Source organism: Delftia sp. (assembly GCF_059499305.1).
Map to the genome: position 1 here is coordinate 222,691 of NZ_JCABYI010000033.1, position 25,687 is coordinate 248,377.

The 25,687-nt window shown below is 66.9% G+C and carries 25 protein-coding genes and 1 tRNA gene; 17 read left to right on the forward strand and 9 right to left on the reverse strand.

Going from position 1 to position 25,687, the window contains the following annotated elements; all coding sequences use genetic code 11:
* Positions 1-192 precede the first annotated feature (192 nt).
* The 7 genes from AC5I49_RS24300 (at position 193) to AC5I49_RS24330 (ending at position 5,314) form a co-directional block, all read left to right on the forward strand.
* Complete coding sequence (locus tag AC5I49_RS24300) at positions 193-546, forward strand: hypothetical protein (protein ID WP_016453885.1); 354 nt, start codon at positions 193-195, stop codon at positions 544-546.
* A gap of 125 nt (positions 547-671) precedes the next feature.
* The gene (gene aroQ / locus AC5I49_RS24305) at positions 672-1,115 is read left to right on the forward strand and encodes a type II 3-dehydroquinate dehydratase (protein WP_016450549.1); all 444 of its coding nucleotides are present in this window, start codon (positions 672-674) and stop codon (positions 1,113-1,115) included.
* The gene (locus AC5I49_RS24310; protein WP_495790020.1) at positions 1,112-1,996 is read left to right on the forward strand and encodes an alpha/beta fold hydrolase; all 885 of its coding nucleotides are present in this window, start codon (positions 1,112-1,114) and stop codon (positions 1,994-1,996) included. Before aroQ ends, AC5I49_RS24310 begins: the two co-directional genes overlap by 4 nt.
* Complete coding sequence (gene arfB, locus AC5I49_RS24315) at positions 1,989-2,399, forward strand: alternative ribosome rescue aminoacyl-tRNA hydrolase ArfB (protein WP_016450547.1); 411 nt, start codon at positions 1,989-1,991, stop codon at positions 2,397-2,399. The genes AC5I49_RS24310 and arfB overlap by 8 nt, the downstream gene beginning before the upstream one ends.
* A 72-nt stretch (positions 2,400-2,471) precedes the next feature.
* Entirely contained in the window at positions 2,472-3,419 is a 948-nt protein-coding gene (locus AC5I49_RS24320; protein ID WP_244386525.1) for a dioxygenase family protein, read from the forward strand.
* A 95-nt stretch (positions 3,420-3,514) separates the two neighbouring features.
* Positions 3,515-4,180 carry an alpha/beta hydrolase gene (locus AC5I49_RS24325; RefSeq protein WP_016450545.1) on the forward strand — a complete coding sequence of 222 codons (666 nt, stop codon included), beginning with the start codon at positions 3,515-3,517 and terminating at the stop codon, positions 4,178-4,180.
* Positions 4,181-4,402: 222 nt separating this feature from the next.
* Entirely contained in the window at positions 4,403-5,314 is a 912-nt protein-coding gene (locus tag AC5I49_RS24330) for a DUF3014 domain-containing protein (RefSeq protein WP_133073313.1), read from the forward strand.
* 18 nt (positions 5,315-5,332) lie between these two features.
* On the opposite strand, the gene AC5I49_RS24335 is transcribed toward AC5I49_RS24330, so the two are convergent.
* Positions 5,333-5,803, reverse strand: coding sequence for an Lrp/AsnC family transcriptional regulator (locus tag AC5I49_RS24335; RefSeq protein WP_012204416.1), 471 nt, complete (start codon positions 5,801-5,803; stop codon positions 5,333-5,335).
* Between the two features lie 104 nt (positions 5,804-5,907).
* On the opposite strand from AC5I49_RS24335, the gene mdeB reads away from it, so the two are divergent.
* Positions 5,908-8,538, forward strand: coding sequence for an alpha-ketoglutarate dehydrogenase (gene mdeB, locus AC5I49_RS24340; protein ID WP_133073312.1), 2,631 nt, complete (start codon positions 5,908-5,910; stop codon positions 8,536-8,538).
* Between the two features lie 322 nt (positions 8,539-8,860).
* Positions 8,861-11,041: a c-type cytochrome gene (locus AC5I49_RS24345; protein ID WP_133073311.1), complete on the forward strand. Its 2,181-nt coding sequence runs from the start codon at positions 8,861-8,863 to the stop codon at positions 11,039-11,041.
* 152 nt (positions 11,042-11,193) lie between these two features.
* Here AC5I49_RS24345 and AC5I49_RS24350 read toward each other — a convergent pair whose 3' ends face one another.
* Positions 11,194-11,406, reverse strand: a complete 213-nt coding sequence (locus tag AC5I49_RS24350; RefSeq protein ID WP_133073310.1) for a TOBE domain-containing protein — start codon at positions 11,404-11,406, stop codon at positions 11,194-11,196.
* A 57-nt stretch (positions 11,407-11,463) separates the two neighbouring features.
* Positions 11,464-12,798, reverse strand: a complete 1,335-nt coding sequence (locus AC5I49_RS24355) for a DUF2325 domain-containing protein (protein ID WP_189354178.1) — start codon at positions 12,796-12,798, stop codon at positions 11,464-11,466.
* A gap of 167 nt (positions 12,799-12,965) precedes the next feature.
* On the opposite strand from AC5I49_RS24355, the gene AC5I49_RS24360 reads away from it, so the two are divergent.
* Positions 12,966-13,652 (forward strand): HAD family hydrolase, encoded by a 687-nt coding sequence (locus tag AC5I49_RS24360; RefSeq protein WP_133073308.1) that lies wholly within the window; start codon positions 12,966-12,968, stop codon positions 13,650-13,652.
* A gap of 13 nt (positions 13,653-13,665) precedes the next feature.
* Here the strand turns inward: AC5I49_RS24360 and AC5I49_RS24365 are convergent, their stop codons facing one another.
* Positions 13,666-14,421, reverse strand: a complete 756-nt coding sequence (locus AC5I49_RS24365) for a sulfite exporter TauE/SafE family protein (RefSeq protein WP_223275229.1) — start codon at positions 14,419-14,421, stop codon at positions 13,666-13,668.
* A 126-nt stretch (positions 14,422-14,547) separates the two neighbouring features.
* On the opposite strand from AC5I49_RS24365, the gene AC5I49_RS24370 reads away from it, so the two are divergent.
* Positions 14,548-15,516: a LysR family transcriptional regulator gene (locus tag AC5I49_RS24370; protein WP_043791874.1), complete on the forward strand. Its 969-nt coding sequence runs from the start codon at positions 14,548-14,550 to the stop codon at positions 15,514-15,516.
* Here the strand turns inward: AC5I49_RS24370 and AC5I49_RS24375 are convergent.
* The 5 genes from AC5I49_RS24375 to AC5I49_RS24395 form a co-directional block, all read right to left on the reverse strand.
* The gene (locus AC5I49_RS24375) at positions 15,507-16,376 is read right to left on the reverse strand and encodes a M90 family metallopeptidase (RefSeq protein WP_495790021.1); all 870 of its coding nucleotides are present in this window, start codon (positions 16,374-16,376) and stop codon (positions 15,507-15,509) included. The two genes, AC5I49_RS24370 and AC5I49_RS24375, sit on opposite strands and share 10 nt — an antisense overlap.
* Complete coding sequence (locus AC5I49_RS24380; protein WP_016450538.1) at positions 16,373-17,248, reverse strand: UDP-2,3-diacylglucosamine diphosphatase; 876 nt, start codon at positions 17,246-17,248, stop codon at positions 16,373-16,375. The genes AC5I49_RS24375 and AC5I49_RS24380 overlap by 4 nt, the downstream gene beginning before the upstream one ends.
* Before the next feature lie 157 nt (positions 17,249-17,405).
* The gene (locus AC5I49_RS24385) at positions 17,406-17,912 is read right to left on the reverse strand and encodes a peptidylprolyl isomerase (RefSeq protein ID WP_016450537.1); all 507 of its coding nucleotides are present in this window, start codon (positions 17,910-17,912) and stop codon (positions 17,406-17,408) included.
* 57 nt (positions 17,913-17,969) lie between these two features.
* Complete coding sequence (locus AC5I49_RS24390; RefSeq protein WP_047325718.1) at positions 17,970-18,557, reverse strand: peptidylprolyl isomerase; 588 nt, start codon at positions 18,555-18,557, stop codon at positions 17,970-17,972.
* A 147-nt stretch (positions 18,558-18,704) separates the two neighbouring features.
* Positions 18,705-19,238 (reverse strand): tetratricopeptide repeat protein, encoded by a 534-nt coding sequence (locus AC5I49_RS24395; protein ID WP_495790022.1) that lies wholly within the window; start codon positions 19,236-19,238, stop codon positions 18,705-18,707.
* Between the two features lie 204 nt (positions 19,239-19,442).
* Between AC5I49_RS24395 and cysS the strand changes: the two genes are divergently transcribed.
* The 6 genes from cysS (at position 19,443) to AC5I49_RS24425 (ending at position 25,477) form a co-directional block, all read left to right on the forward strand.
* Complete coding sequence (gene cysS / locus AC5I49_RS24400; protein ID WP_495790023.1) at positions 19,443-20,828, forward strand: cysteine--tRNA ligase; 1,386 nt, start codon at positions 19,443-19,445, stop codon at positions 20,826-20,828.
* Between the two features lie 49 nt (positions 20,829-20,877).
* Positions 20,878-21,687 (forward strand): DNA-3-methyladenine glycosylase family protein, encoded by an 810-nt coding sequence (locus AC5I49_RS24405; protein ID WP_016453875.1) that lies wholly within the window; start codon positions 20,878-20,880, stop codon positions 21,685-21,687.
* Positions 21,688-21,770: 83 nt separating this feature from the next.
* A complete protein-coding gene (locus AC5I49_RS24410) occupies positions 21,771-22,748 on the forward strand; it encodes an acetyl-CoA carboxylase carboxyltransferase subunit alpha (protein WP_016450532.1) in 978 nt (325 codons plus the stop codon).
* Between the two features lie 109 nt (positions 22,749-22,857).
* On the forward strand, positions 22,858-23,889 hold the full coding sequence (tilS, locus tag AC5I49_RS24415) for a tRNA lysidine(34) synthetase TilS (RefSeq protein ID WP_133073305.1): 1,032 nt from the start codon (positions 22,858-22,860) through the stop codon (positions 23,887-23,889).
* Positions 23,890-24,065: 176 nt separating this feature from the next.
* Positions 24,066-25,331 (forward strand): aspartate kinase, encoded by a 1,266-nt coding sequence (locus AC5I49_RS24420; RefSeq protein ID WP_016450530.1) that lies wholly within the window; start codon positions 24,066-24,068, stop codon positions 25,329-25,331.
* Positions 25,332-25,384: 53 nt separating this feature from the next.
* A tRNA-Ser gene (locus AC5I49_RS24425) sits at positions 25,385-25,477 on the forward strand.
* The last annotated feature ends 210 nt before the right edge of the window (positions 25,478-25,687 follow it).

The following is a 25,687-nucleotide window of genomic DNA, read 5'->3' on the forward strand; positions in this document are numbered from 1 at the left end:
GACGGCTTTCGGACAGCCGCGCCGGGCAAGGGTTGAGGCATTTGGAAACAAACTTGTAGGAAAGCCTGCCATCCGTTGACCCCTGTCGCGCGTTGAGAATGCAGGGCGTGTGCCGTCCCCTGTGCCAAAGTGCAGGGAGGCGGCACCAGCGGCAATGCCTGCCACGCCTGTCCAACTTCGAGGAGAGACACCATGACAACGACAGCTTCCCCGTGGGTTGCAAGAGCAGCAGCAGCCGGCCTCGCATTGGCCGCCCTGGTGGCTTCGGGCGCCGCCCAGGCCCGGGGCGATGTGCACTGGTCCATCAGCCTGAATTCGCCGGGCATGTATGGCCCGCCCGTTTATGTGGCGCCGGCCCCCGTCTATGTGGCGCCGCCCCAGCCCATCTACTACGCTCCCCCGCCTCCGGTCTACTACGCGCCGCGCGCCGTCTACCGTGCGCCGCCCGTCGTGGTCGTTCCCGGCTATGGATACGGCTATCGCGGCGGCTACCGTGGCGGATACCGCCATGGTCATGGCCACGGTCACGGTCACTGGCGCCGTTGAGCCGGACCGGGCTGGATTGACTTGTGCCGCCCTCCGGGGCGGCTTTTTCCGTGGTGCCAGCGTTGCGGCCGAGCCGGGGATGGCCCGCATAATCCAGCCCGTTGGAAACCTGGAGTGTCCCCGCCGTGAAAACCGTCTATGTCCTCAATGGCCCGAACCTGAACCTGCTGGGCCTGCGTGAACCCGCCATCTATGGCTCCCAGACCTTGGCCGATGTGCGTGCGCTGTGCGAAGCCGCCTGTGCGCGCTACGGTCTGGCCCTGGAGTTCCGCCAGAGCAACCATGAAGGCGAGCTGGTGGACTGGATCCACGAGGCCGGCCGCGTGCACGCCGAAGGCCGCCTGGCCGGCCTGATCTTCAACGCCGCCGCCTACACCCACACCAGCGTGGCCCTGCTGGATGCCGTCAAGGGCACGGGCGTGCCGCTGGTGGAGCTGCACATCAGCAATGTGCATGCGCGCGAGAGCTTCCGCCACCACTCCTACCTGTCGGCGGCCGCGCGCGCCGTGATGTGCGGCTTTGGCGTGGCCGGCTACGGCCTGGCCATCGACGCCGTGGCCCAGTGGTGAACACGCCTGTCGCCATAGAGCGCCTGCGCGCCCGTGCTCGGCGCCTGACCACGCCGCTGTCTGCCGCGCGGCCCGACGACGGCCACATGGTCTGGCATGTCTGGGGCGAGGCGCGCGCGGGCGTGCTGCCGGTGGTCATGCTGCACGGCGGCAGCGGCAGCTGGACGCACTGGCTGCGCTGCATGGACGCTCTGCTGGCCCAGGGCCGCCAGCTGTGGATACCGGACCTGCCGGGCTTTGGCGATTCCGATGGGGTACCGGGCGGCCAGGATGCCGACACCCTGGTCGAGCCGCTGCGCCAGGGCCTGCCGCAACTGCTGGCCGATGGCAGAGCGCCCGCCGCCCCGCTGTGCGATCTGGTCGGCTTCTCTTTTGGCGGCATGACGGCCGGCATGCTGGCCGCTGCCGACGGCACGCTGGCCCGGCGCCTGGTGCTGGCCGGGGCGCCCGGCATGGGCGTGGGCAAGGGCCTGGCCGTGCGGCTCAAGGGCTGGCGCCACCTGGCCACGCCCGAGGCGCAGGCCGTGGCCCACCGCTACAACCTGCAGGCGCTGATGCTGCATGACGCCAGCCTCATCGACGAGGACACGCTGGCCCTGCATGTGCTCAATGTGGAACGCGACCGCCTTCCGCGCCGCCGCCTCTCGCACACCGATGTGCTGGCCCGCGCCCTGCAGGCCGTGGATGGCCCCGTATGGGCCATCTATGGCGAGCACGACGCGCTCTACCCGGGACCGATGATGCAGGAGCTGGCCCAGGCCTTTGCACGCCATGCGCGCGACTTCCGGGGGCTGGCCCTGGTGCCCGGCGCGGGCCACTGGGTCATGCATGAGCGTCCCGATGCCTTTGTGGCGGCATTGACCGCCGCGCTGGATGCCTGAGCGCATGCGCCCCATCGAGCTGCATGAGGTGCAGTGGACCGCCATGCGCGCCCAGGGCGCGGGCGGTCAGAACGTGAACAAGGTCTCCAGCGCCGTACACCTGCGCTTCGACGTGCGCGCCTCGCGCCTGCCCGAGGCCGTGCAGCAGCGCCTGCTGGCCCTGCGCGACGGCCGCATCACCAACGAGGGCGTGGTCGTCATCAAGGCCCAGCAGTACCGCACGCAGGAGCAGAACCTGCGCGCCGCGCTGCAGCGGCTCAACGCGCTGGTGGCCGCCGCCTATCCCGAACCCATTCTTCGCCGGGCCACCCGGCCCACGCTGGGATCGCAGCGGCGGCGCCTGGACAGCAAGAGCCGGCACAGCGCCACCAAGGCCCTGCGGGGCCGCCCGCGCGACGATTGAGCCGGCCAGCGCAACAATGTGTGCCGCCTTTGGCGGCTTGGCGCGGCCCGCTTGCGTCCCTACATTAGGGGAATGCAAGATTTCCACGCTTCCCTCGATTCCGGCGCCTCCTCCATAGCCGCTTCGGCAGGCACTCGGCTGCCCGTGCTCTATGTCTCCCACGGCTCGCCCATGTTCGCGCTGGAGCCGGGCGAAACCGGCCCCGTGCTCGCGCGATGGGGCAGGGCGCTGCGCCAGGCCCACGGCCCGCTGCGCGGCGTGGTCGTCATGTCGCCGCACTGGATGTCGCATGGCGTGGAAGTCATGACCGGAGCCACGCCCTCCACCTGGCACGACTTCGGCGGCTTCCCGCCCGCGCTCTACGAACTGCAGTACCCGGCCCCCGGCGCGCCCCAGCTGGCACATGAAGTCATGGACCGCCTGCAGGCCGCAGGCATTGCCTCCACCGCCAACGCGCAGCGGCCCTTTGACCACGGCGCCTGGGTGCCGCTGATGCATTTGCTGCCGGATGCCGACCTGCCCGTGGTGCAGCTGTCCCTTCCCGCCTCGGCCGGGCCGGCCGAAACCCATGCGCTGGGCGCGGCCCTGGCGGCGCTGCGCGATGAAGGGGTGCTCATCGTCGGCTCCGGCAGCATGACGCACAACCTGGCCGAATTCCGGGGCGGTATGGGCGAGGCCACGGTGCGGGTGGACGACGCCGTGCAGGCCCTGCGCAGCCAGGATGGCCTGCAGGACGACCATGCCGTCGGCGGCTCCAGCGCCTCCTCGCCCTACGTGCAGGATTTCAGCCGCTGGATCGAGTCGCGCCTGCAGGCGCAGGACCTGCCCGCGCTGCTGGACTACCGCGCACGCGCTCCCTCGGCCCGGCGCGCCCATCCCAGCGAAGAGCACTTCATGCCGCTGTACTTCGCCCTGGGCGCGGCCGGCGCCACGGCGCGGCCTCGGTATCTGAGCCGCGAAGTCATGTACTCCATCCTGGCCATGGATGCGATGGCCTTCGAGGACGCGCAGGCGGCATAACCTCCTGCCCCCGCGGACTTGGCGAGGCGCCACAATGGCGCGTTGCCCGGGACCACCCCGGTCCCGGAAATCGCTTAAAAACCAAGGAGTCCGTGATGATCGACCTGCCCCTGCTGGCGCTGGAGCGCCCCGCACAACCCGCACCGGGGCAGCAGCCCTGGCTGCTGGTGCTCATGCATGGCGTTGGCAGCAATGAACAGGACCTGTTCGGCCTCGCATCGTTCGTGCCGCCGCAGTTCCACGTGCTCAGCCTGCGTGCCCCGTTTTCCATGGGGCCCAGTGCCCATGCCTGGTTCCAGTTCACGGTGGATGCCAACGGCACGCGCCACATCCACGCATCGCAAGAAGAGCACAGCCGCGCCCTGGTGGCCCAGACCGTGCAGCAGGCCGGCGCGAGGCTGGGCATTCCTGCCCAGCGTACCGTGGCGGGCGGCTTCAGCCAGGGCGGCATCATGGCGCTCAGCCTGCTGCTGACCCAGCCCGCGCTGCTGCGCGCCGCCATGTGCTGGCACAGCCGCCTGCTGCCCGAGGCCTTGCCGCACCAGGCCCCTGACGCGGCCTTCGACGGCAAGTCGCTCTGGGTCAGCCACGGCACCTACGACAACGTCATTCCGCTGACCAGCGCCCACGCCATTCGCAGCCACGTGCAGCGCCTGCCGCTGCAACTGAGCTACCACGAATACCCGAGCATGCATGAGATCCGCCCCGACGAGCTGCAGGCCGCCATGGCCTGGCTCCAGGATCTGGGCACGCAGGGCTGAGCCTGCTGCACCGCCCCCTTCTTGTGCGCAGGCTGGCCGCGTAAGCCGGGTAACGCCTTGTTGCCTGGCGCGCACAAGGGCCTGCGCGGGCAGCGGGGCGGCTTATAAACACCAGTCAGGGGCTGGTGTCAGGAAAGCCCGGGAACCCCGGTTGTGCTTTGCTGTCGCACGTCCTGCGGCAACTGTGCTGCCAGCCCCCTGCCCAAGCCAAAGGACCCCTCCATGCCAGAACGCGACCCCCAAGACTTCCGCCCCCGCGCCAGATCCTCCGGCCCATCGGCTTTCGGCATCGCCGCAGCGGTACTGGCGGCTGCCGCCGTGGGGGGCGCAGCCTGGTGGTACTGGTGGCGTCCCGCCGACGTGCCCGAGGCGCCGCCCGAAGTGGCAGAGGCACCCGCCCAGCCTGCCGAGCCTGAACCCGTCCCCGCGCCCGAACTGACCGAGCCCCAGAACCCTGTCGATGCGCTGGAGCCACCCGCGCCCGGCCTGCCCGCGCTGCAGGACTCCGACGCCCATGTCGCCCAGGCCCTCAACGGCCTGCTGGGCCGTGACAAGGCAGGCAGCTTTCTGCAGATGGACGGTTTTGTGCGCCGCGCCGTGGCCACCGTGGACAACCTGACCCGCTCCCAGGCCCCTGCACGGCTTTGGCCCGTGCACCCCGCGCCGCAGCGTTTCACGGTGGAGGGCGTGGCGGAGGCCGGGGAGGCACAGGCCATCTCCCCCGCCAACGCCGCACGCTACAAGGCCTTCGTGGCCTTCGCCGAGTCCATTCCCATGGACGGGGCCGTCAAGCTCTATGCCCGGCTGTATCCCCTGTTCCAGACCGCCTATGAAGACCTGGGCTATCCCAGCCGCTATTTCAACGATCGTCTCATTGCCGTCATAGACCATCTGCGCGCCGCGCCCGAGCCCGCGGGCCCGGTGCAGGTCAGGCTGACCAAAGTCGAGGGCGAGGTGCCCTCCGTCCAGCCCTGGGTGCGCTACGAATACGCCGACCCGGAGCTGCAGGCCCTGTCCAGCGGCCAGAAGATGCTGGTGCGCGTGGGGCTGGACAACGAGCGCCGCCTCAAGGCCGTGCTGGGCGAGCTGCGCCGCCGCATCGCCACCGGCGAGATGGCCAAGCCTGCGGGCTGAGGCCAGTCTCCATCCGCCTCAGCCTGCGGCCGGCAGGGGCAGGGCGGTCTTGTACCGCACCTGCTTGAGCGTGAAGCTGGAGCGGATCTTCTCTATGCCCGGAATCGGCGTGAGCTGCTCCACGATGAAGCGCTCCAGCGCACCGATGTCGGCCAGGGCCACGCGGATCAGGTAGTCGGCGTCGCCGCTCATCAGGTAGCACTCCATGACTTCGTCGTGCTCGGCAATGCGGCGCTCGAAGTCGGCCAGCGATTCCTTGGCCTGGGACTTGAGGCTGATGTTGATGAACACGTTCAGCCCCAGCCCCAGGGCCGACGCATTGGCCAGCGCCACATAGCGCGCGATCACGCCGGCCTTCTCCAGCGCCTTGACGCGCGCCAAGCAGGGCGAGGGCGACAGGTGCACACGCCGCGCCAGCTCCACGTTGGACAGCGAGCCGTCCGTTTGCAGCTCGGCCAGAATGCGCAAGTCGATGGTGTCCAGTTTCATGTGCCGGATTTTATGTAGATGCCGGCATGAAATGCTGGAATATGGCGTTTCCCTTATCCATGAACGGCTGCTCATGCCGGTCCGCCAGTCCTAAAGTGGCGGGCATGAACGCACCCACGCCGCTGGCCACGCTGGCCGATATCGATACCGATCCCCAGGAAACCACTGAATGGCGGGAGGCCTTCGCGGCCCTGGTCGCCACCGAGGGGCCGCAGCGCGCGCGCTTCGTGCTCGAACAGCTGGCGCGCATGGCGCGCGAGCAGCGCCTGGGCTGGCAGCCCGACCTGAATACGCCCTATGTGAACACCGTGGCCGCGCAGCAGCAGCCGGTGTTTCCGGGCGACCTGGCCATGGAGGAGCGGCTGGCGTCCATCATGCGCTGGAATGCGCTGGCCATGGTGGTGCGCGCCAACCAGGCCTATGGCGAGCTGGGCGGGCACATCGCCAGCTACGCCAGCGCGGCCGACCTGTTCGAGACCGGGTTCAACCATTTCTTCCATGCCCGGGAGGGGCTGGCGCCGGGCCAGCACCGGGGCGACCTGGTGTTCTTCCAGCCGCACAGCGCCCCCGGCGTGTATGCGCGCGCCTTCCTGGAAGGGCGGCTGAGCGAGCAGGACCTGCAGCACTATCGGCAGGAGATCAGCGCGCCGGCCGCTGGCGCGCAAGGCCTGTCCAGCTATCCCCATCCCTGGCTGATGCCCGATTTCTGGCAGTTCCCGACGGGCTCCATGGGCATAGGCCCCATCAGCAGCATCTACCACGCGCGCTTCATGCGCTATCTCACGCACCGCCGCCTGCTGGACTGCCAGGAGCGCAAGGTCTGGGGCGTGTTCGGCGACGGCGAGATGGACGAGCCCGAAAGCATGAGTGCCCTCACGCTGGCCGCGCGCGAGGGGCTGGACAACCTGGTGTGGGTGGTCAACTGCAATCTGCAGCGCCTGGACGGCCCGGTGCGCGGCAACGGCCGCATCGTCGATGAGCTGGAGCGGCTGTTCGCCGGCGCGGGCTGGAACGTGGTCAAGCTGCTGTGGGGCAGCGACTGGGACGGGCTGTTGGCTCGCGACATCACCGGCACCCTGGCACGCACGCTGGGCGGCACGGTGGACGGGCAGATGCAGACCTTCGCCGCCAAGGACGGCCGCTACAACCGCGAGCATTTCTTTGGACAGAACCCCGAGCTCGCCGCCCTGGCCCAGGGCCTGACGGACGAGCAGATCGACCGCTTGAAGCGCGGCGGCCATGATCTGGTGAAGATCCATGCGGCCTATGCAGCGGCTGCCGCCCATCGCGGCCAGCCCACGGTGATCCTGGCCCATACCAAGAAGGGCTACGGCATGGGATCGGCCGGGCAGGGCAAGATGACCACGCACAGCCAGAAGAAGCTGGACGAGACCGACCTGATCGAGTTCCGCAACCGCTTCAACCTGCCGCTCAGTGACGAGCAGGCCAAGGGCCTGGCCTTCCACAAGCCTGCCGATGACAGTGCCGAGATGCAGTACCTGCGCGAGCGCCGAACGGCCCTGGGCGGCGCACTGCCGCGCCGCGAAACGGTGTGCGACCGCGTGCCCGTTCCAGCGCTGGAGCAGTATGCCCAGTTCGCGTTGGCGCCTGCCGGCAAGGAAATGAGCACCACCATGGCCTTTGTGCGCATGCTGGGCAGCCTGCTCAAGGATGCGCAGCTGGGTCCGCGCATCGTGCCCATCGTGGCCGACGAGGCGCGCACCTTCGGCATGGCCAACCTGTTCAAGCAGGTGGGCATCTACAGCAGCCTGGGCCAGCGCTACGCGCCCGAGGACATCGGCTCGGTGCTGTCCTACCGCGAGGCGCTGGACGGCCAGATCCTGGAGGAGGGCATCAGCGAGGCCGGCGCCGTCGCCAGCTGGACGGCGGCGGCCACCAGCTACAGCGTGCACGGCCTGGCCATGCTTCCGTTCTACATCTACTACTCCATGTTCGGCTTCCAGCGCGTGGGCGACGCCATCTGGGCGGCGGCCGACCAGCGGGCGCGCGGCTTTTTGCTGGGCGCCACCTCGGGCCGCACCACGCTGGGCGGAGAAGGCCTGCAGCACCAGGACGGCTCCAGCCATCTGGTGGCGGCCACCATTCCCAACTGCAAGGCCTGGGACCCCGCGCATGCGGGCGAGCTGGCCGTGATACTGGACGCCGGCATGCACGAGATGCTGGTCGAGCAGCGCGACGTTTTCTACTACATCACGCTGATGAACGAGAACTATGCCCAGCCCGACCTGCCCGCAGGCGCTGCCGAAGGCGTGCTGCGCGGCGCCTATGTGTTCAGCCGCTTTGGCGATGCGGACCGTGCCACGCAGCATGTCACCTTGCTGGGATCGGGCGCCATCCTCACCGAAGTGCTCAAGGCCGCCGAGCAATTGGCCAGCGAGGGCATGGCCGCCACCGTGGTCAGCGTGACCAGCTGGAGCGAGCTGGCGCGCGATGGCGTGGCCTGCGAGCAGCGCATGCTGGCGGGCGAGGCACCTGGCCAGCCCTGGATCGCGCAGCTGCTGCAAGGTACGCAGGGCCCGGTGATTGCCGCCACCGACTATGTGCGCGCGGTGCCCGAGACCGTGCGCGCCTTCCTGCCCGCAGGCCGCCGTTTCCTCACGCTGGGCACGGACGGCTTCGGCCGCAGCGACACGCGTGCGGCGCTGCGCGGCTACTTTGGGGTGGATGCACACAGCGTGGCGCAGGCCGCGCGCCGGATGATCCACGCGGGTTGAGCCGAGCCTGTCCACGCACCCGGCATCCCCGGGATGTACACATGGCGGCCCCTTCGCGGGGCCGCTTTGCATGGCTGCGCCCCCATTTGCGCCGCCACTTTTCCTGTGGATGGATTAAGCCCGCGTTAAATGCGCAAGTGGCTTATCTTTTTCGTCGGCTTGCATCAAAAAATAGGGTGATTCCACTAGAATTTGTATATATAAGAAGATATTGCGCAAAGAGATTGATATTTGCTGCAATGGTTGCATGCGTTGGGTGGAATATCTCGTCAATATCCGATTTTCTCTTTCAATAATAATTTATTTCACGGGATAGAAGACGATGAAACTCTCGCTCAAGCAAGGCCTGCTGTGCGTGGCCGTGCTGTCGGCTGCCGCATGGCAGCTCGCCATCTCGGCGCCGGCGCCCGAGGTGGATCATGCGCAAATGCCGCAGATCATCGATGACCTGCCCGCCGACTATGCGGCGGACCTGACCGCCGAGCAAAGAACCCTGGTAGACCGTGGCCGTTATATCGCGCGACTCGGTGATTGCGTGGCCTGCCATACCGGAAATAAAACACAGCCCATGGGCGGTGGCCTGGCGCTGGAGACGCCATTCGGCAAGATCTATTCCACCAATATCTCGCCCGACGCCGATACGGGCATGGGCAAATACAGCTTCGAGCAGTTCGACCGCGCCATGCGCAAGGGCGTGGCAGCCGATGGCCGCAACATGTACCCGGCCATGCCCTATCCCTCCTACGCCAAGATGACGGCCGAGGACATGCAGGCCCTGTACGCCTACCTGATGCAGGGCGTGGCGCCCGTGAAGGCGGCCAACAAGGAGTCCGACCTGGGCTTTCCCTTCAACCAGCGCTGGGGCCTGGCGCTGTGGAACTGGGTGTTTCTGGATGACGCGCCCTTCCAGCCCCAACCGCAGCAAACTGCCCAGTGGAACCGGGGCGCCTACCTGGTGCAGGGCCTGGGCCACTGCGGCGCCTGCCATACGCCGCGCGGCGTGGGCTTCCAGGAAAAGACCATGACCGGCGAGGGCCGCAAGGGCGAGTACTTCCTGGCCGGCGAGACCGTGGAGAACTGGCGCGCACTGAGCCTGCGCGACCTGTGGACACCCGAGGAGACCGCCCAACTGCTCAAGACCGGGCGCAACAGCCACGGCACGGTCTCCGGCAACATGGTCGATGTGGTGCAGCACAGCACCCAGTACATGAGTGACGAGGACCTGCTGGCCATCGGCATCTATCTGAAGTCGCTGCCCGCAGGCAAGAACGACCTGCCCATGCAGGTGGCCCAGGGGCCGGGGCCGGTCATCGCCCCGCATCCGGCGTCGCAGGCCTCCGTGCATGCACCGTCCGCCGCCTCGGCAGTGTCTTCCGACGTGCCTGCCGATCTCTACGCCAGCCGGGGTGGCCTGGGCTATCTGCAGTTCTGCGCCGACTGCCACCGTGCCGATGGCGGTGGCGTGAAGGATGTGTTCCCGCCGCTGGCCGGCAATTTCTCGCTGCAGTCGCAGGACCCGTCCACCCTGATCCATCTGATGCTGGCGGGCTGGAAGGCGCCCGTCACGCAAAGCCATGCACGGCCGCTGACCATGCCGGCCTTCGCACAGCTCAAGGATGCGGAGATCGCCGACATCCTCAACTTCGCCCGCAGGAGCTGGGGCCGTGCCGATGCGCGCGAGATCCATGCCAAGGAGGTGCAATCCATGCGCAAGCAGCTCGATGCCAAGGGCGAAAGCGCACGCCCCTTCGAGACGCCGCGCCTGGCCGCCATGCTGGACGAATCCAACGCGAAGCAACTGGTCTACGGCGCCCGCCTGAACATAGAGACGCGTGACCTGCTGCCCAGGAATGTGGGCAATGCGCTGAATTGCGCCAGCTGCCATCTGAACGCGGGCACGGTGGCCGATGGTTCGCCCTACATCGGTGTCTCGGCCTTCTTCCCCGGCTATGCGCCGCGCGCGGGCCGCGTCATCACGCTGGAGGACCGCATCAATGGCTGCTTCCTGCGCTCCATGAACGGCAAGCCGCTGCCGCTGGAGTCCGACGAGATCAAGGCCATGGTCGCCTACTTCGACTGGATGCGCCGCGAAACCAAGCCCGAGGACAAGGTCGAAGGCCGGGGCGTGGGCAAGATCAGCCAGTCCATCGTGCCCAACGTGGACAACGGCAAGAAGGTCTATGCGGCCCAGTGCGCGGTCTGCCATGGCGGCGAGGGCGAAGGCGTGAAGAATGCCAAGGGACAGTGGGTCTATCCGCCGCTGTGGGGTGACCAGTCCTTCAACATCGGTGCGGGCATGGCGCGCACCTATACGGCAGCGGCCTTCGTCAAGCGCAACATGCCCATCGCCTTCCATGGCAATTTCCCGCTGGGCCAGGGCGGCCTCAGCGACCAGGAGGCCGTGGACGTGGCCGAGTACTTCAGCCACCAGCCGCGCCCGGACTTTGCCAACAAGCACAAGGACTGGCCCAAGGACAAGAAGCCGGCCGATGCGCGGTACTGAGATGCAGAGGTACTGAGGTACTGAGGTACTGAGGTACTGATTGAATCCTGAAAACACAAGGCCCGGCGCTGGATTCCCCGCGCCGGGCCTTGTGCTTCTTGCGTACGTCTTGCGTGCTTATTGCGTACGTGTCGCGCCTGGTTTCCCGGGCTTCAGTCGTCCACGCCGATCATCACGGACGAGGCCTTGATCACGCCATAGGCCTTGGCGCCTTCCTTGAGGCTCAGCGCATCGGCCGAATTGCTGGTGATGCTCGAAGTGATCTGGATGCCGGGGGCGATCTCCAGCGTCACTTCCGTGCTGACCGGGCCCCGGACGATGGAAACGACCGTGCCCGAAAGCACATTGCGCGCGCTGATCTTCATGCTGGACTCCTGATGGATGTGCAAAGACCGGATGTTAGCCCGCGCCACGCGGCACCATCAACCGTGGCGCAGGCAAAAGTGTGATGCGCTGGTGGTGCGGGTTCCCGCGTCGGGCGGTGCCAACTCGCGCGCCACGGTGGCCGCGAAGCTGGCCAGGCTGGCCGTGCGCAGCGCGATGAAGGGCACGCCGTGCCGCTCGCTGAGGCGCTTGAGGTTGACCACGGAATCATGGTCCACGCAGTCCACGGGGAACACCACTAGATCGACGCGCGGCAGCTGTGCGGCCAGCAGGCCCTTGCGCGTCTCCAGTCCGCCGTCGTGGTGCAGGAACTCGCCGCCATGGCGCTGTACATGGTCGCGTATGGCGGGTGTGGAGCTGGGGCGCCCGCCCACGTAGAGCAGCTTGCGGCCCTGCAGCGCCTGCTGCTGCGCGGCATCGGGGGCCTGGGGCTGGGTGGCGGCGCGATGCAGTTCCTTTTCGGCGGCGGCCAGTTCCTCGGCCAGCCATTGCACGCGCTGCTGCAATTGCTCGGCCATCTGCTGCAGGCGGCCAGCCTCGGCCCAGGCCTGTTCGGCAGCGCGTTCTGCACGCTCGCGCCGTTCGGTGTGCATGCCGACCAGGGCGCCGGCATCGGCGGGGCGGGTCTCGCCTCCAGGGGCTGCCCCTGTCCTGAGTTGCGACAGGCGGGCTTCGAAGTCCAGGGACTGCTGGCGCAGCTGGCCGGCCAGCGCATCACGTTCGAGCTGGGATTGGTGGTGGCGCTGGCGTTCGCGTTCCAGCTTGTCCTGCAGTTCCAGGTTTTCCTTTTCCAGTGCCACGAAGCGCTTGAGTTCATGCCGGTTGGCCGATCCCATCAGGTGCGACAGCATGTGCACCTCGCCAAAGGCCATTTGCCGCAGCGCAAAGCTGGTGCACTTGTGCGTGAGCAGGGCCCAGTAGGCGCCCGGAATCTCGCCCTGCTGCCAGGCCTGCTTCCAAGCGGCCTCCAGTGCTGCCTCGTCCTGGGCGGCGGCAAAGCCCTTGATCACGGCGGCATGGCGCTGGTCCAGCGCCTTGTGGATGGCCTTGGACAGGTCGCCGTTCTCATGCGCCAGGCCCACGGCCTGGTGGTGCAGTTCCAGGTCGGTCTTGCCCTTGATATCCATGTGCCGGCCCATCAGCTTGCGCAGCTCGGCCGGGCTCAGGCAAGTACCTATCACCGAGCAGTGCAGATGCGTGTCCAGCTGATAGAGCCGGGTGCGCGCCTGGGCGTGCGCTGCGCCGCCATGCTCTTCGTGGACACGGTCGTGCCCGCAGCACTGGCCGTCCCCGGACTGCAACGCGCCGGCCGACACGGCGGCGCCCAGGGCGGCCATGCCGCCTGCGCTGAGTTTGAAGGGGGGCGTCAACATCGGAAGGCCTCTCATGGATGGGCTGGTGCGGTTCGTAATATATGATGAAGCATAGCGCAGCGTCCATGAAGACGGCAAAGTTGACCGAGGCTTCGGTCCGGGTGCGCGGCATGCTCTGGCTGCACCGCAGCATTCGCGGAGCCGGTCATCCAGGATTTTTCCCTGCCATGCATATCTACATCTTCGACATAGACGGAACCCTCACGGACAGCGTTGCCGCGCACCAGCGCTGCTTTGGCGCAGCCTTTCGCGCCATTGGCATGCGGGAGGTGGACGAGAACTGGGGCGGCTACCGCCACCACACGGATTCAGGCATCTTCCGCGAAGCCTTCGCGCGCGCCCACGGCCGCGAAGCGTCCGTCGAGGACGAGGCTCGCTTTGTCAGCGCCCTGGTCAGGGAATGGGAAAAGATTCCTGCCCAGGTGCAGGAGATTGCCGGCGCCGCGGACTTCATGGCCAAGCTGGCCGAGTCCGGCCAGATACGGTTTGCCTTTGCCACGGGTTCCTATCGGCATTTGGCGCAAGCCAAGCTGGCGGCGGCGGGCATTGCCTGCCCCGAGCGCTTGCTGGTGACAGCCAGCGAATTCGCCACGCGCGAGGAAATCGTCAGCGCAGCCATCGCTGCCGCCAGCGCTGGCCGAGATGCATCGCAGATCACATCGGTCGTGTCCTTCGGCGACGGGCTTTGGGATCTGCACACCGCAAGGCAACTGCGGCTGCAATTCGTGGGTGTGGGCGCGGGTGCCAAGGCAGAACTGCTGAAGAACGCGGGAGCCGAGGTGGTCGCCACGGACTTCCGCCACCTGGTCCACATGCTGTCCGTGCCCGAGACGGTCGGGGCGCTGATGGTCTGAAGGGGGCTTGGCCTCAGGCCACGCGCTGCAAAAGTACGGGCACGGAAGACGCCAGCAGGGCCACGCCGGACAGACACAGCAGGCCCAGCACGATCTGCCGGAACCGTGCCTCGCTGATACCGATATAGAGCCTGGAGCCCAGCAGCGATGGAATGAGCATGGCCGGCGCCACGATGGCGAACAGCGGCAGCATGCTGCGCGCGACCATGCCGGTGCCCAGGTAGGTGGCCATGGTCACGGCCAGCATGGACAGGTTGAAGTTCTGGATGACCGAGCGCTGCTCATCCTTGGGGTAGCCGCGCAGCGTGCACCACAGCGTGGGCAGCGTGCCCGTGAAGCCGCCCAGTCCGCCCATCACGCCGCCCGCCAGGCCCACGGCGCCGTCTGCCACCCGACCGCCGCGCGCCAGCCTGGGCAGGCGGGCCGACAGCAGCATCACCGGGCACCACAGCACCAGCATGCCGCCCAGCAAGGCCTTGAACCAGGCCATGTCCAGGTGCGGCAGCAGCAAGACACCCAGGGGTATGCCGGCAAGACCGCCCAGGATGAAGGGCAGCAGCTTTGCCAGCGCAAACCCGCGCCGCACGGTGATGGCCGACAGCACCTGGCCCAGCAGCGAGCCGAAGACGGTGAGCACGGCTGCATCGCGCGGTTCCAGCACCCAGGCCCAGAACGACATGGCCACCATGCCGAAGGCAAAGCCCGACAGGCCCTGCACGAATCCGGCCGCCGCTGCGCCCAGCGCGATGATGAAAAACATGCCATCCATGGTCTGCCTGGTCCTTTCGTACTGGGTGTGCAAGACGCCGGAATTCTGGGACGCATGCATAAGCAGAAATTCGTTTGTTTTTATTGTTCAATATGGTTTTGCTTATGACGCGCCACGCCTGAAGCCATGCCGCAACACCCCACTGCATCGACCGCTGCCCAACTGGCCCACCGCATGGCCACGCGCCTGAAGATGAAGCATTTGCTGCTGCTGCGCTCCATCAGCGAGCTGGGCACGCTGACCCGCGTGGCCGAGCGCATGGCCACCAGCCAGCCCGCCGTGACCCAGGCCCTGGCCGAGCTGGAGTCGTTGTTCGGCGCGCCGCTGTTCCTGCGTTCTGCGCGTGGCATGGAGCCTACGGAGCTGGGCGCGCTGGTGCTGGCGCGCGCCCGGGGCATGCTGGCCGACCTGGACCATTGGGCCCACGACATCGAGGCCGTGGGGCAGCAGCGTGCGGCGCACCTGCAGGTGGGTGTCATCCCCTTCCTGCCTGCGCGCATGCTGGCCGAGGCCATCGGCAGGACGCGGCCGCAAGGCCGGCGCATCACGGTCACGCTGCATGAGGACACCAGCGACCGCCTGCTGCAAAAGTTGCGCGCACATGAGCTGGACTGCGTGATTGGCCGCGCCTCGGCCGTGCTGGACATGAGCGGCATACGGCACAGCGTGCTTTATGAGCAGGAGCCTCGCCTGATCGCCCACCGCAGCCTGGCCACGCGGCTGGGGCGCCGGCCTCTGCAGTGGGCCGAACTCACGGGGCTTGACTGGGTGCTGGGCCAGCGCCGCACGCCCATGCGCGAGCAGATCACCGACTTTTTTCTGCGCGCAGGCGTGGAGCCGCCGCCGCCGTTTGTGGAAACGCTCTCGGCCAAGGTGATCGGCGAGCTGGTGGCGGCCAATGAGCGGGCCGTGTCCATCGTGCCGGCCGACATTGCCGAGGAACTGGTGCGCATCGCGGGCGTGGGCATCGTGCGCCACCGTTTCGGCTGGACCCTGCCGCCCATCACCCTGTTCGAGCGCAAGGCGGGCGGGCAGTACGAGGAGCAGCGCCTGTTCGCCCAGGCCCTGAAGGAGGTTTGCTCCGATCAGGGGTGACGGGGGGCCGGCTTGAAGAGCGCAGCCAGCAGCGGCGCCAGCGTGGGAAATTCCAGGGCAAAGCGGGCGCGGTCCACGAAGAAGGCTTCGCAGGCCACGGCGAAAAATTCGGCGGGCGCCGTGGCGCCATAGCCGTCCAGCCAGGGCCATTCGCCGCCAAAGCGTTCGGCGATGGTGATCTGCTCACGGAAGGCGTCGTAGGCCGGCGCCCAGGCGGCCTGCCATATCTCGCGGGCCTGGCGCGCGGAGCCGCTGCCCATGAAACCGGGCGGCAGGGGCGGGCAGCCATCGGCGCCGCCGTTGCGCATGTCGATCTTGTGGGCGAATTCATGGATCACCACGTTGGCGGCCTGGCCGCCGTGACCGTGGTGGCTGGCATGCGGCCCGCGGCCTGCGCCGATGGCCTGCCAGCTCAGCATGACGGGGCCGCCATGCATGGCCTCGCCCATGATCACTTCGTCGTAGTCGTGGATGACGCCGGCCTCGTCCATGCTCTGGCGCCGTGCCACGGCATCGCCCGGGTGCACCACGATGCCGACAAAGTCGTCATACCAGGACAGCGCGCCCTGCGGCTCGCCCCAATGCAGCAGTGGCAGGCAGGCCTGGGCGGCAATCTCCAGCGCCATGGCGTCGCTCACTTGCAGGCCGTGCGCGCCGTGGAAGCGCTTGCGCTGCAGGAAGACGGCGGCCAGTGCGCGCAGCTTCGATTGCTCCTCCAGCGTCAGCGAGGAAAGAAAGGGGTAGGCGGCCAGCGTGGACAGCCACAGCGGCGCTGGTATCTCGGGCACCGGCGAGACGGCGGAGCGTGCGCGGCGGCCCAGCCGCCGGACCCAGTGGCCCAGTTGTCGCCAGAGGCTCATCGTTGGGGCGCCTGTTCAAGTACTTCGGACAGCGGCAGGCGCCGCAGGCCCTGGCCCTGCTCCCAGCGCAGCACTTCGGCGCGCGGCACGGCGGCTGCCAAATCCCAGTCGCTGAGCACCACACGCCGCAGGCCATCGCCCAGTTCATGGTCGGCCGGGCGGTGCGTGTGGCCGTGGACCAGGGTGGCGGCGCGTGCGGCGCGCAGCCAGCTGCGCGTGGCCTCGGCATCCAGGTCGGCATAGGTGGGCATGGCGGCGGTGTGGCTGGCGGAGGGGGCGGCTGCGTCCGCTCCGGCCGATTCACGTTTGCGCGATTCGCTCTCCTGCCGGATGCCGCGTGCCTGCTCGCGGCGCAGCGGCAGCGGCTGCGCCAGGAAGGCCGCCTGCCACGCGGCGGAGCGCGCCATGGCGCGAAAGCGCTGGTAGTCCGTATCGTCCAGGCACAGGGCATCGCCATGGCTGAGCAGGATGCGCTGGTCGCCGCAGTCGAGCACGGTGGGGTCGGCCAGCGTGGTCGTGCCGCACAGCGCATCGAACTGCGCTCCGGTCAGGAAGTCGCGGTTGCCCTGCATGAAGAACAGCGGCCTGCGGGCGGCGGCCTCGCGCAGGGTGGCGGCGCAATCGGCCTCGAAACTGCCGGGCTCCAGCAAGGCGTCGTCGCCCACCCAGACTTCGAACAGGTCACCGAGCAGAAAGACGGCATCGGCCTGCGTGGCGTGCAGGTAGCGGCGAAAGGCCTGCACGGTGGCGGGCTCGCAGGCCTGCAGGTGCAGGTCGGAGATGAAGTCCAGCGTGCGCCAGGCCGCGGGCAGTGTCCATTCGGCCGCAATGGGCGGCACGCAGGGAGGGCGAGGTGCGGCAGTCTGGGCCATGGGCGGGTGCGCGCCCGGCAAGGGCGCTGCATGAAGGCTGGGGAAGGCTCTGGAGCAGGGCTGTTGTCCATGGGCACGGCCAGGGGCGGGCCATGTGCATGGACAACAGGGCGGCTGCACGCCAAGGGGGCAGCCGCCTTGTCGGAAGGGCGCCTGATTACAGGGCCACGGCCTTTTCGATGATCACGTCATCCTTGGGCACGTCCTGGTGGCCGCCGTTGCGGCCGGTCTTCACGCCGCGCAGCTTGTCCACGATCTCGGTGCCCTTGACCACCTTGCCGAACACGGCATAGCCCCAGCCCTGGGCGCTGGGCGAGGTGTGGTTCAGGAAGCCGTTGTCGGCCACGTTGATGAAGAACTGGGCGGTGGCCGAGTGCGGGTCGCCGGTACGGGCCATGGCGATGGTGTACTTGTCGTTCTTCAGGCCGTTCTTGGCCTCGTTCTCGATGGGCGCATCGGTGCCCTTTTGCTTCATGCCGGGCTCGAAGCCGCCGCCCTGGATCATGAAGCCATCGATGATGCGATGGAAGATGGTGTTGTCGTAGTGGCCCTTGTTCACATAGGCCAGGAAGTTCTCGGTGCTCTTGGGGGCCTTGGCGGCGTCGAGTTCGAGGGTGATGACGCCGTGGTCGGCGATGTGGAGTTCGACTTGGGGATTGCTCATGGCGATTCCTTGTTGGGTGGAGGGCAGGGGCGTGCCACGCTGGGCGCGGCGCGCGGTTTACTTGACTTCGGTGGCCGAGAGGATGGTCACCGGCTTGGTGGGTACATTCTGGTGCATGCCCTGGTTGCCCGTGGCCACCGTGCGGATTTTGTCCACCACATCCATGCCTTGGACCACGCGGCCGAAGACGGCGTAGCCGTGTCCGTCAGGCTTGGGTGCGTTGAGCATGTCGTTGTTCACCACGTTGATGAAGAACTGCGAGGTGGCCGAGTTGGGATTGCCCGTGCGCGCCATGGCGATGGTGCCCCGGTCATTCTTGAGACCGTTGTCCGCTTCCAGCGGAATCGGCGCGCGCGTGGGCTTTTCCTTGAGGCTGGCGTCCATGCCGCCGCCCTGGATCATGAAGCCGTCCATCACGCGGTGGAACACCGTGCCGTCATAGTGCTTGTCGCGCACGTACTGCATGAAGTTGGCCACGGTCTTGGGGGCCTTGGCCTCGTTCAGCTCCAGCACGATGTCGCCCATGCTGGTCTTGAGCTGCACCTTGGGTGTGGCGTTCTGCGCCATGGCGGGCAGGGTGGTGCAAAGGGAAGCGGCCAGGGCCATGCCGGCCAGGGAAAGCGACGCAATGCGGCGTGTGGTCATGCAAATCTCCTGAGAAAGCCAAAGGGCTGGGGGATGGAGTGGGAAAACCGGGGCAGGTTCCTGCGCGTGCGCGCAGGCGTGGCAAGACCCAAATGGCGTGCAGACCGCCGTGCCTGGGCGCCGGGGTGCGCGTGTGGGCCGTGTCTTCTATCTGGTGCCGGTGACTGGAGCCAGCAATTCGCGCAGCAGCTTGAGCTTGGGCCGCACGCTGGCAGCACGGCCGTCCAGGCCTTGTGCCTTGCCGTAGGCCTCGTAGGCCAGGCGGGCGTGGATGTCGCCCAGATTCTCGTAGGCAACGCCGTAGTTGGGGTTGTTGCGCACGGCCGACTCCAGGGCAGAGCGGGCCTTGTCGAGCTGGTTCTGGCCTGCGTAGATGACGGCCAGGTTGTTGTAGGGCTCGGGCAGCTCGGGGTAGTCCTCGATGAGCTGGTTCAGCGCGGCGATGGCCTCGTCGGTCTTGCCGCTGTCGGTCAGGGCCACGGCCTTGAGAAAGCGCATCTGGGGGTCGCGTGCGTTCTTGGCAAGATAGGCTTCGGCGCGTGCCAGGGCCTGGGTGCTTTTGCCGTTGCGCAGCAACTGGTTCACTTCCGTATAGTCGTCGGCGTGGGCGTGGCCTGTTGCGAGCAGGGCCGCCAGTGCCGCGAGGCGCAGGGCGGAGCGAAACGAGTTGCGTAGAGGCATGTAGGTGCTTTCGGGGCCTCGGGGAAACGCCCCGCGGCGCGGGCTTATACTGCTGTGAATTGTAGCTGAGGGGTGTGCTGGGTCACACGGGCTCTGCGCCTGCCGCTCCTGCTCCCTGCTGAGCATGCCTGCATCGGCGCCAAGGGTCCGGCGGCGCGTGGGACGCGCCCCCTGCAGCGGCCCTTTCTCCCCTGATGAACATCCATGAGTTTGCGTATCTACAACACGCTGTCGCGTGCATTGGAAGCGTTTTCGCCAATCGAACCGGGCCATGTGCGCATGTATGTGTGCGGCATGACCGTGTACGACCTGTGCCACCTGGGACACGCGCGCTCCATGGTCGCTTTCGACGTGGTGCAGCGCTGGCTTCGGGCCAGCGGAAATCGCGTGACCTATGTGCGCAACATCACCGACATCGACGACAAGATCATCCGTCGTGCCGTGGAGAACGGCGAGACCATTCGCTCGCTGACCGACCGCATGATCGACGCGCTGCACCAGGACGCCGACGCCCTGGGCATCGAACGCCCCACGCATGAGCCGCGCGCCACCGAATACGTGCCGCAGATGCTGTCCATGATCGGCCGCCTGCAGGACAAGGGCCTGGCCTACCAGGGCAGCGATGGCGACGTGAACTTTGCCGTGCGCAAGTTCCCCGGCTACGGCAAGCTGTCGGGCAAGTCGCTGGACGAATTGCAGGCCGGCGAACGCGTGGCCGTGCAGGACGGCAAGCAGGACCCGCTGGACTTCGTGCTGTGGAAAAGCGCCAAGCCCAGCGAGCCCGATGAGGTCAAGTGGGCCAGCCCCTGGGGCGCGGGCCGGCCGGGCTGGCACATCGAGTGCTCGGCCATGGGCTGCGAGATGCTGGGCGAGAGCTTCGACATCCACGGTGGCGGTGCCGATCTGCAGTTCCCGCACCACGAAAACGAGATTGCCCAGAGCGAAGGCGCGACCGGCAAGCCTTTCTCGCAGGTCTGGATGCACAACGGCTTCATCAACGTGGACAACGAGAAGATGTCCAAGTCGCTGGGCAACTTCTTCACCATCCGCGACGTGCTCAAGGAATACGACGCAGAGACCGTTCGCTTCTTCGTCGTGCGCAGCCACTACCGCAGCCCGCTGAACTACAGCGACGTGCATCTGAACGATGCGCGCGGCGCGCTCAAGCGCCTGTACACGGCGCTGAGCCTGGTGGCCCCTGCCGAGGTCGCCATCGACTGGAATCATCCCGCTGCCGCGCGCTTCAAGGCGGCCATGGACGAGGACTTCGGCACGCCCGAGGCCGTGGCCGTGCTGTTCGAGCTGGCTGCAGAAGTCAATCGCAGCAAGAGCGCCGAGACGGCGGGCCTGCTCAAGGCCCTGGCCGGATGCCTGGGCTTGCTGCAGGGCGACCCCCAGGCCTTCCTGCAGGCAGGAGCGGCAGATGTGGATGCCGCCGCCATCGAGGCGCAGATTGCCGCACGCGCAGCCGCCAAGGCGGCCAAGGACTGGGCCGAGGCCGACCGCATCCGCAAGGCCCTGATGGAACAGGGCATCGTGCTCAAGGACTCCCCTGCAGGCACGACCTGGGAGGCAGCCGCCAAGGGCTGATCCGTATGCCTTGCCAGACGTGCCGCGCCAGGTGCGGGGAGGTGCTTTGATGGCCTCCGCCAAACCCCTGGACACCATGGATTTCGAGCAGTTGCCGCTGGTGGCCGATCTGCCCGTGCCCGAACAGCAACCGGCCCCGCTGCCGGTGGTGACGCTGGGCGCGCGCGCAGGCTCGCCGCCTGCCGCCGCAGCGGCCGCTGCCGCCACGCCCAAGGCCAAGATATCGCTGCCCGCGCCTCCCGAAGGCGCGCCTGCCTACTGGGCCGAGGCCTGCCGCCAGCTCGTGCGGCGCGACCGCGTGATGAAGCGCCTGATCCCGCGCTTTGCCCACCTGGCCTTGCAGCCCGGTGGCGATGCCTTTGCCACGCTGGCGCGCTCCATCGTGGGCCAGCAGATCTCGATGAAGGCCGCGCAGACGCTGTGGAACAAGTTCGCACGCCTGCCTGCGCGGATGACGCCTGACCTGGTGCTCAAGCTCAAGGTGGACGACATGCGCGCCGTGGGCCTGTCCGCCCGCAAGGTGGACTACCTGGTGGATCTGGCCATGCATTTCACCGAGCACCGCCTGCACCAGGACGACTGGCAGGGCATGAGCGACGAAGCCATCGTGGCCGAGCTCATGTCCATCCGCGGCGTGGGCCGGTGGACGGCCGAGATGTTCCTCATCTTCTACCTGCAGCGGCCCAATGTGCTGCCGCTGGACGATGCAGGTCTGATCTCGGGCATCAGCCAGAACTATTTTTCGGGCGACCCCGTCAGCCGCAGCGAGGCGCGCGAGGTTGCCGAGGCCTGGAAGCCGTGGTGCACCGTGGCGACTTGGTATATTTGGCGCTCGCTCGAGACGCAGCCTGCCGCCTGAAGACAAACCGATCACACCCGATCAACCCCCGTTTTCCGGCCGGAACGCATGCACCGTGCCTGGCTGGGACAAGGAGAAACAAGTTGGCGAAAAAGAACTTTCTGGATTTTGAGCAGCCCATCGCCGAGCTCGAATCCAAAATCGAGGAACTGCGCTACGTGCAGACCGAAAGCGCAGTCGACATCTCGGAAGAGATCGAGCAGCTCAGCAAAAAGAGCCTGCAGCTGACCAAGGACATCTACAGCGACCTCTCGCCCTGGCAGATCACCAAGATCGCGCGCCATACCGAGCGCCCCTACACGCTGGACTATGTGCGCGACTGCTTCACCGACTTCATCGAGATGCACGGCGACCGGCACTTTGCCGACGACCAGTCCATCGTGGGCGGGCTGGCGCGCTTCAATGGCATGTCCTGCATGGTCATCGGCCACCAGAAGGGCCGCGACACCAAGGAGCGCACGCTGCGCAACTTCGGCATGACGCGCCCCGAGGGCTACCGCAAGGCCCTGCGTCTCATGAAGACGGCCGAGAAGTTCGGCCTGCCGGTCTTCACCTTCGTGGACACGCCCGGCGCTTTCCCCGGCATCGAGGCCGAGGAGCGCGGCCAGTCCGAAGCCATCGGCCGCAACATCTACGAAATGGCACAGCTGCAGACCCCCATCATCACCACCGTCATCGGTGAAGGCGGCTCGGGCGGCGCACTGGCCATTGCCGTTGCCGACCAGGTGCTGATGCTGCAATACGCCGTCTACTCCGTGATCAGCCCGGAAGGCTGCGCCTCCATCCTCTGGAAGACCGGCGAGAAGGCCCAGGACGCGGCCGATGCCATGGGCATCACGGCCCACCGCCTCAAGGCCCTGGGCCTGGTGGACAAGATCGTCAACGAGCCCGTGGGCGGCGCCCACCGCGACCCCAAGCAAATGGCCGCCTTCCTCAAGCGTGCGCTGGGCGATGCCTACCGCCAGCTGGCCGACCTCAAGCCCAAGGAACTGCAGGACCGCCGCTACGAGCGCCTGCAAAGCTACGGCCGTTTCGCCGATACCAAGGCAGACAATCGCTGAAGGACGGCGCCACGCTCTGGCACACTGAACGGCTCCCCTGTGGGAGCCGTTTTCTTTTTGTGCCGGGACTCGGCCTGAGTCCTGGCATACATGATCCAAGCCTGTGGAAATGCCGATCACCGACCTGCCGCAGAACCTGCCGGACACCTCGCCAGACGTCGCGTCAGACGTCGCGTCAGGCGCCGCCTTGGGTGCTGCCATCCAGCGCTTTGCGCCACCGCTGCCGCTGGCCGTTGCCTTCAGCGGCGGAGCGGACTCCACTGCGTTGCTGCTGGCCTGCGCCGAGCGCTGGCCGGGCCAGGTCGTCGCCATCCATGTGCACCACGGTTTGCAGTCGGCCGCCGATGCCTTTGTGCTCCAGTGTGAAAAAACCTGTGCGCAGCATGCCGTCCCCTTGAAGATCTGCCGCGTGGATGCGCGCCACGCGCCGGGCCAAAGCCCTGAGGATGCGGCGCGTCAGTTGCGCTACGCCACGTTGATCAAGGCGGCCAACGAGCCCTGGCCTGCGCAGGGCGGTGTGCCCATGCCTGCCGTTCGCAGCCTGGCTCTGGCGCAGCATGCCGACGACCAGGTCGAGACGCTGCTGCTGGCGCTGTCGCGCGGCGCCGGCGTTGCGGGGCTGGCCGCCATGCCGGCGCAGTGGAGCAGGGCGGGACTTGCGTGGTATCGACCGCTGCTTGATCTGCCTGGCCAGGTATTGCGGGACTGGCTTGCTGCGCGCGGCCAGGAGTGGGTGGAAGACCCTTCCAATGCCGATGCCCGCTACACCCGCAATCGCATCCGCGCCCAGTTGCTGCCGGCGTTGCACCAGGCCTTCCCCCAGTTTCGCGCCACCTTTGCGCGCAGCAGCCGGCATTGCGCCGAAGCGGCCGAGCTCCTGCAGGAGATGGCCCAGGCCGACCTGGGTGCGGTGGGCAACCCGCCCCGCATCGCCGCATTGCAGGCGCTGAGCCCGGCGCGCCAGGCCAATGTGCTGCGCCACTGGCTGCGCAGCGTGCATGCCACCACCCCGAGCGCCGCGCAGCTCGATCAACTGCTCGCGCAGGTCGGCGTTTGCCGTACGCGAGGCCACCGCATCCATCTCAAGATGGGCAGGGGTTTTGTGCGGCGCCTGGGGTCAGTGCTCGATTGGTACAATTGACAGGTTTTGGTCCAACTTTGCACGAAAACCGGCGGCGCGCCAAAACCAAATGGCTTGCGCAAGACGGGTCTGGGCGGACATTTCGCTACATGCGCAGTCCTCTTGAGCACCTGGCTTGCACAAGCACCCCCTGTCGTACAGCGCCGTGCCTAGCAGTTTCGTCACCCTGATATCCAATGGCACTGATCGTTCATAAATACGGCGGCACCTCGATGGGCTCGACAGAGCGCATCCGCAACGTTGCCAAGCGCGTGGCCAAGTGGGCTAGGGCCGGTCACCAGATGGTGGTCGTCCCCAGCGCCATGAGTGGCGAAACCAACCGTCTGCTGGGCCTGGCCAGCGAGCTGGCGCCCAGCTCGGCCAAAACGGCGTACTACCGTGAACTCGACATGCTCGCCTCCACGGGCGAGCAGGCGTCGTCGGCACTGCTGGCCATTGCGCTGCAGGCCGAAGGCCTGGAAGCCATCAGCTTCTCGGGCTGGCAGGTTCCCGTGCGCACGGACAGCAGCTTCACCAAGGCGCGCATCGAGTCCATCGATGACAAGCGCGTTCGCGCCGAACTCGACGCTGGCCGCGTGGTCATCATCACCGGCTTCCAGGGTATTGATCCCAACGGTCACGTCACCACGCTCGGCCGTGGCGGCTCCGACACCTCGGCCGTGGCCGTGGCTGCGGCGCTGAAGGCGGCCGAATGCCTGATCTACACCGACGTGGACGGCGTCTACACCACCGACCCGCGCGTGGTGCAGGCCGCCAAGCGCCTGAACACCGTGAGCTTCGAGGAAATGCTGGAGATGGCCAGCCTCGGCTCCAAGGTGCTGCAAATCCGCTCCGTGGAATTTGCCGGCAAGTACAAGGTGCCCATGCGTGTGCTCTCCAGCTTCACGCCCTGGGACATCGACCTGGAGGAAGAGTCCACCTCCGGCACGCTGATTACTTTTGAGGAAGACGAAAAAATGGAAAAGGCCGTCGTATCCGGCATCGCATTCAACCGCGGCGAAGCCAAGATCTCCGTTCTCGGCGTGCCCGACACCCCCGGCATCGCCTACGGCATCCTGGGCCCGGTGGCCGACGCCAACATCGAAGTCGATGTGATCATCCAGAACATCAGCAAGGAAGGCAAAACCGACTTCAGCTTCACCGTCAGCCAGGGCGACTACCAGCGCGCCATGGAACTGCTGCGTGACAAGGTCGTGCCTGCCCTGGGTGCCTCCGAAGTCGTCGGCAATCCCAACATCGCCAAGGTCAGCATCGTCGGCATCGGCATGCGCAGCCATGTGGGCGTGGCCTCCACCATGTTCCGTGCGCTGAGCCAGGAAGGTGTGAACATCCAGATGATCTCCACCTCCGAGATCAAGACCTCCGTCGTCATCGACGAGAAGTACCTGGAGCTGGCCGTGCGCGCGCTGCACACCGCCTTCGGCCTCGACAAGACGGAATAAAATCGATGTTTTGCCGAAACCGGCAAAAAAGCACGTTACAATAACGTCATTCCGGAAACGTGACCGAGTGGCCGAAGGTGCTCCCCTGCTAAGGGAGTATGGGGTGTAGAGCCTCATCGAGGGTTCGAATCCCTCCGTTTCCGCCAGAATCAAAAAGCCACCCGCAAGGGTGGCTTTTTTTATGAGAGGGTTGCTTCGGTGGCCTGATCAAGTGGCTGGGGCTGATGCTCTGGTTGCGGTGGCGAAGTTCTTCTTGTCGGCTTGTTGAAAAAACGTGCTACAATGCAAGGCTCTGCTGAAAAGAGCGATGCAGATCGCTGGTGTTGAAAAAATCGAAGAAATTTGATTGCAACGAC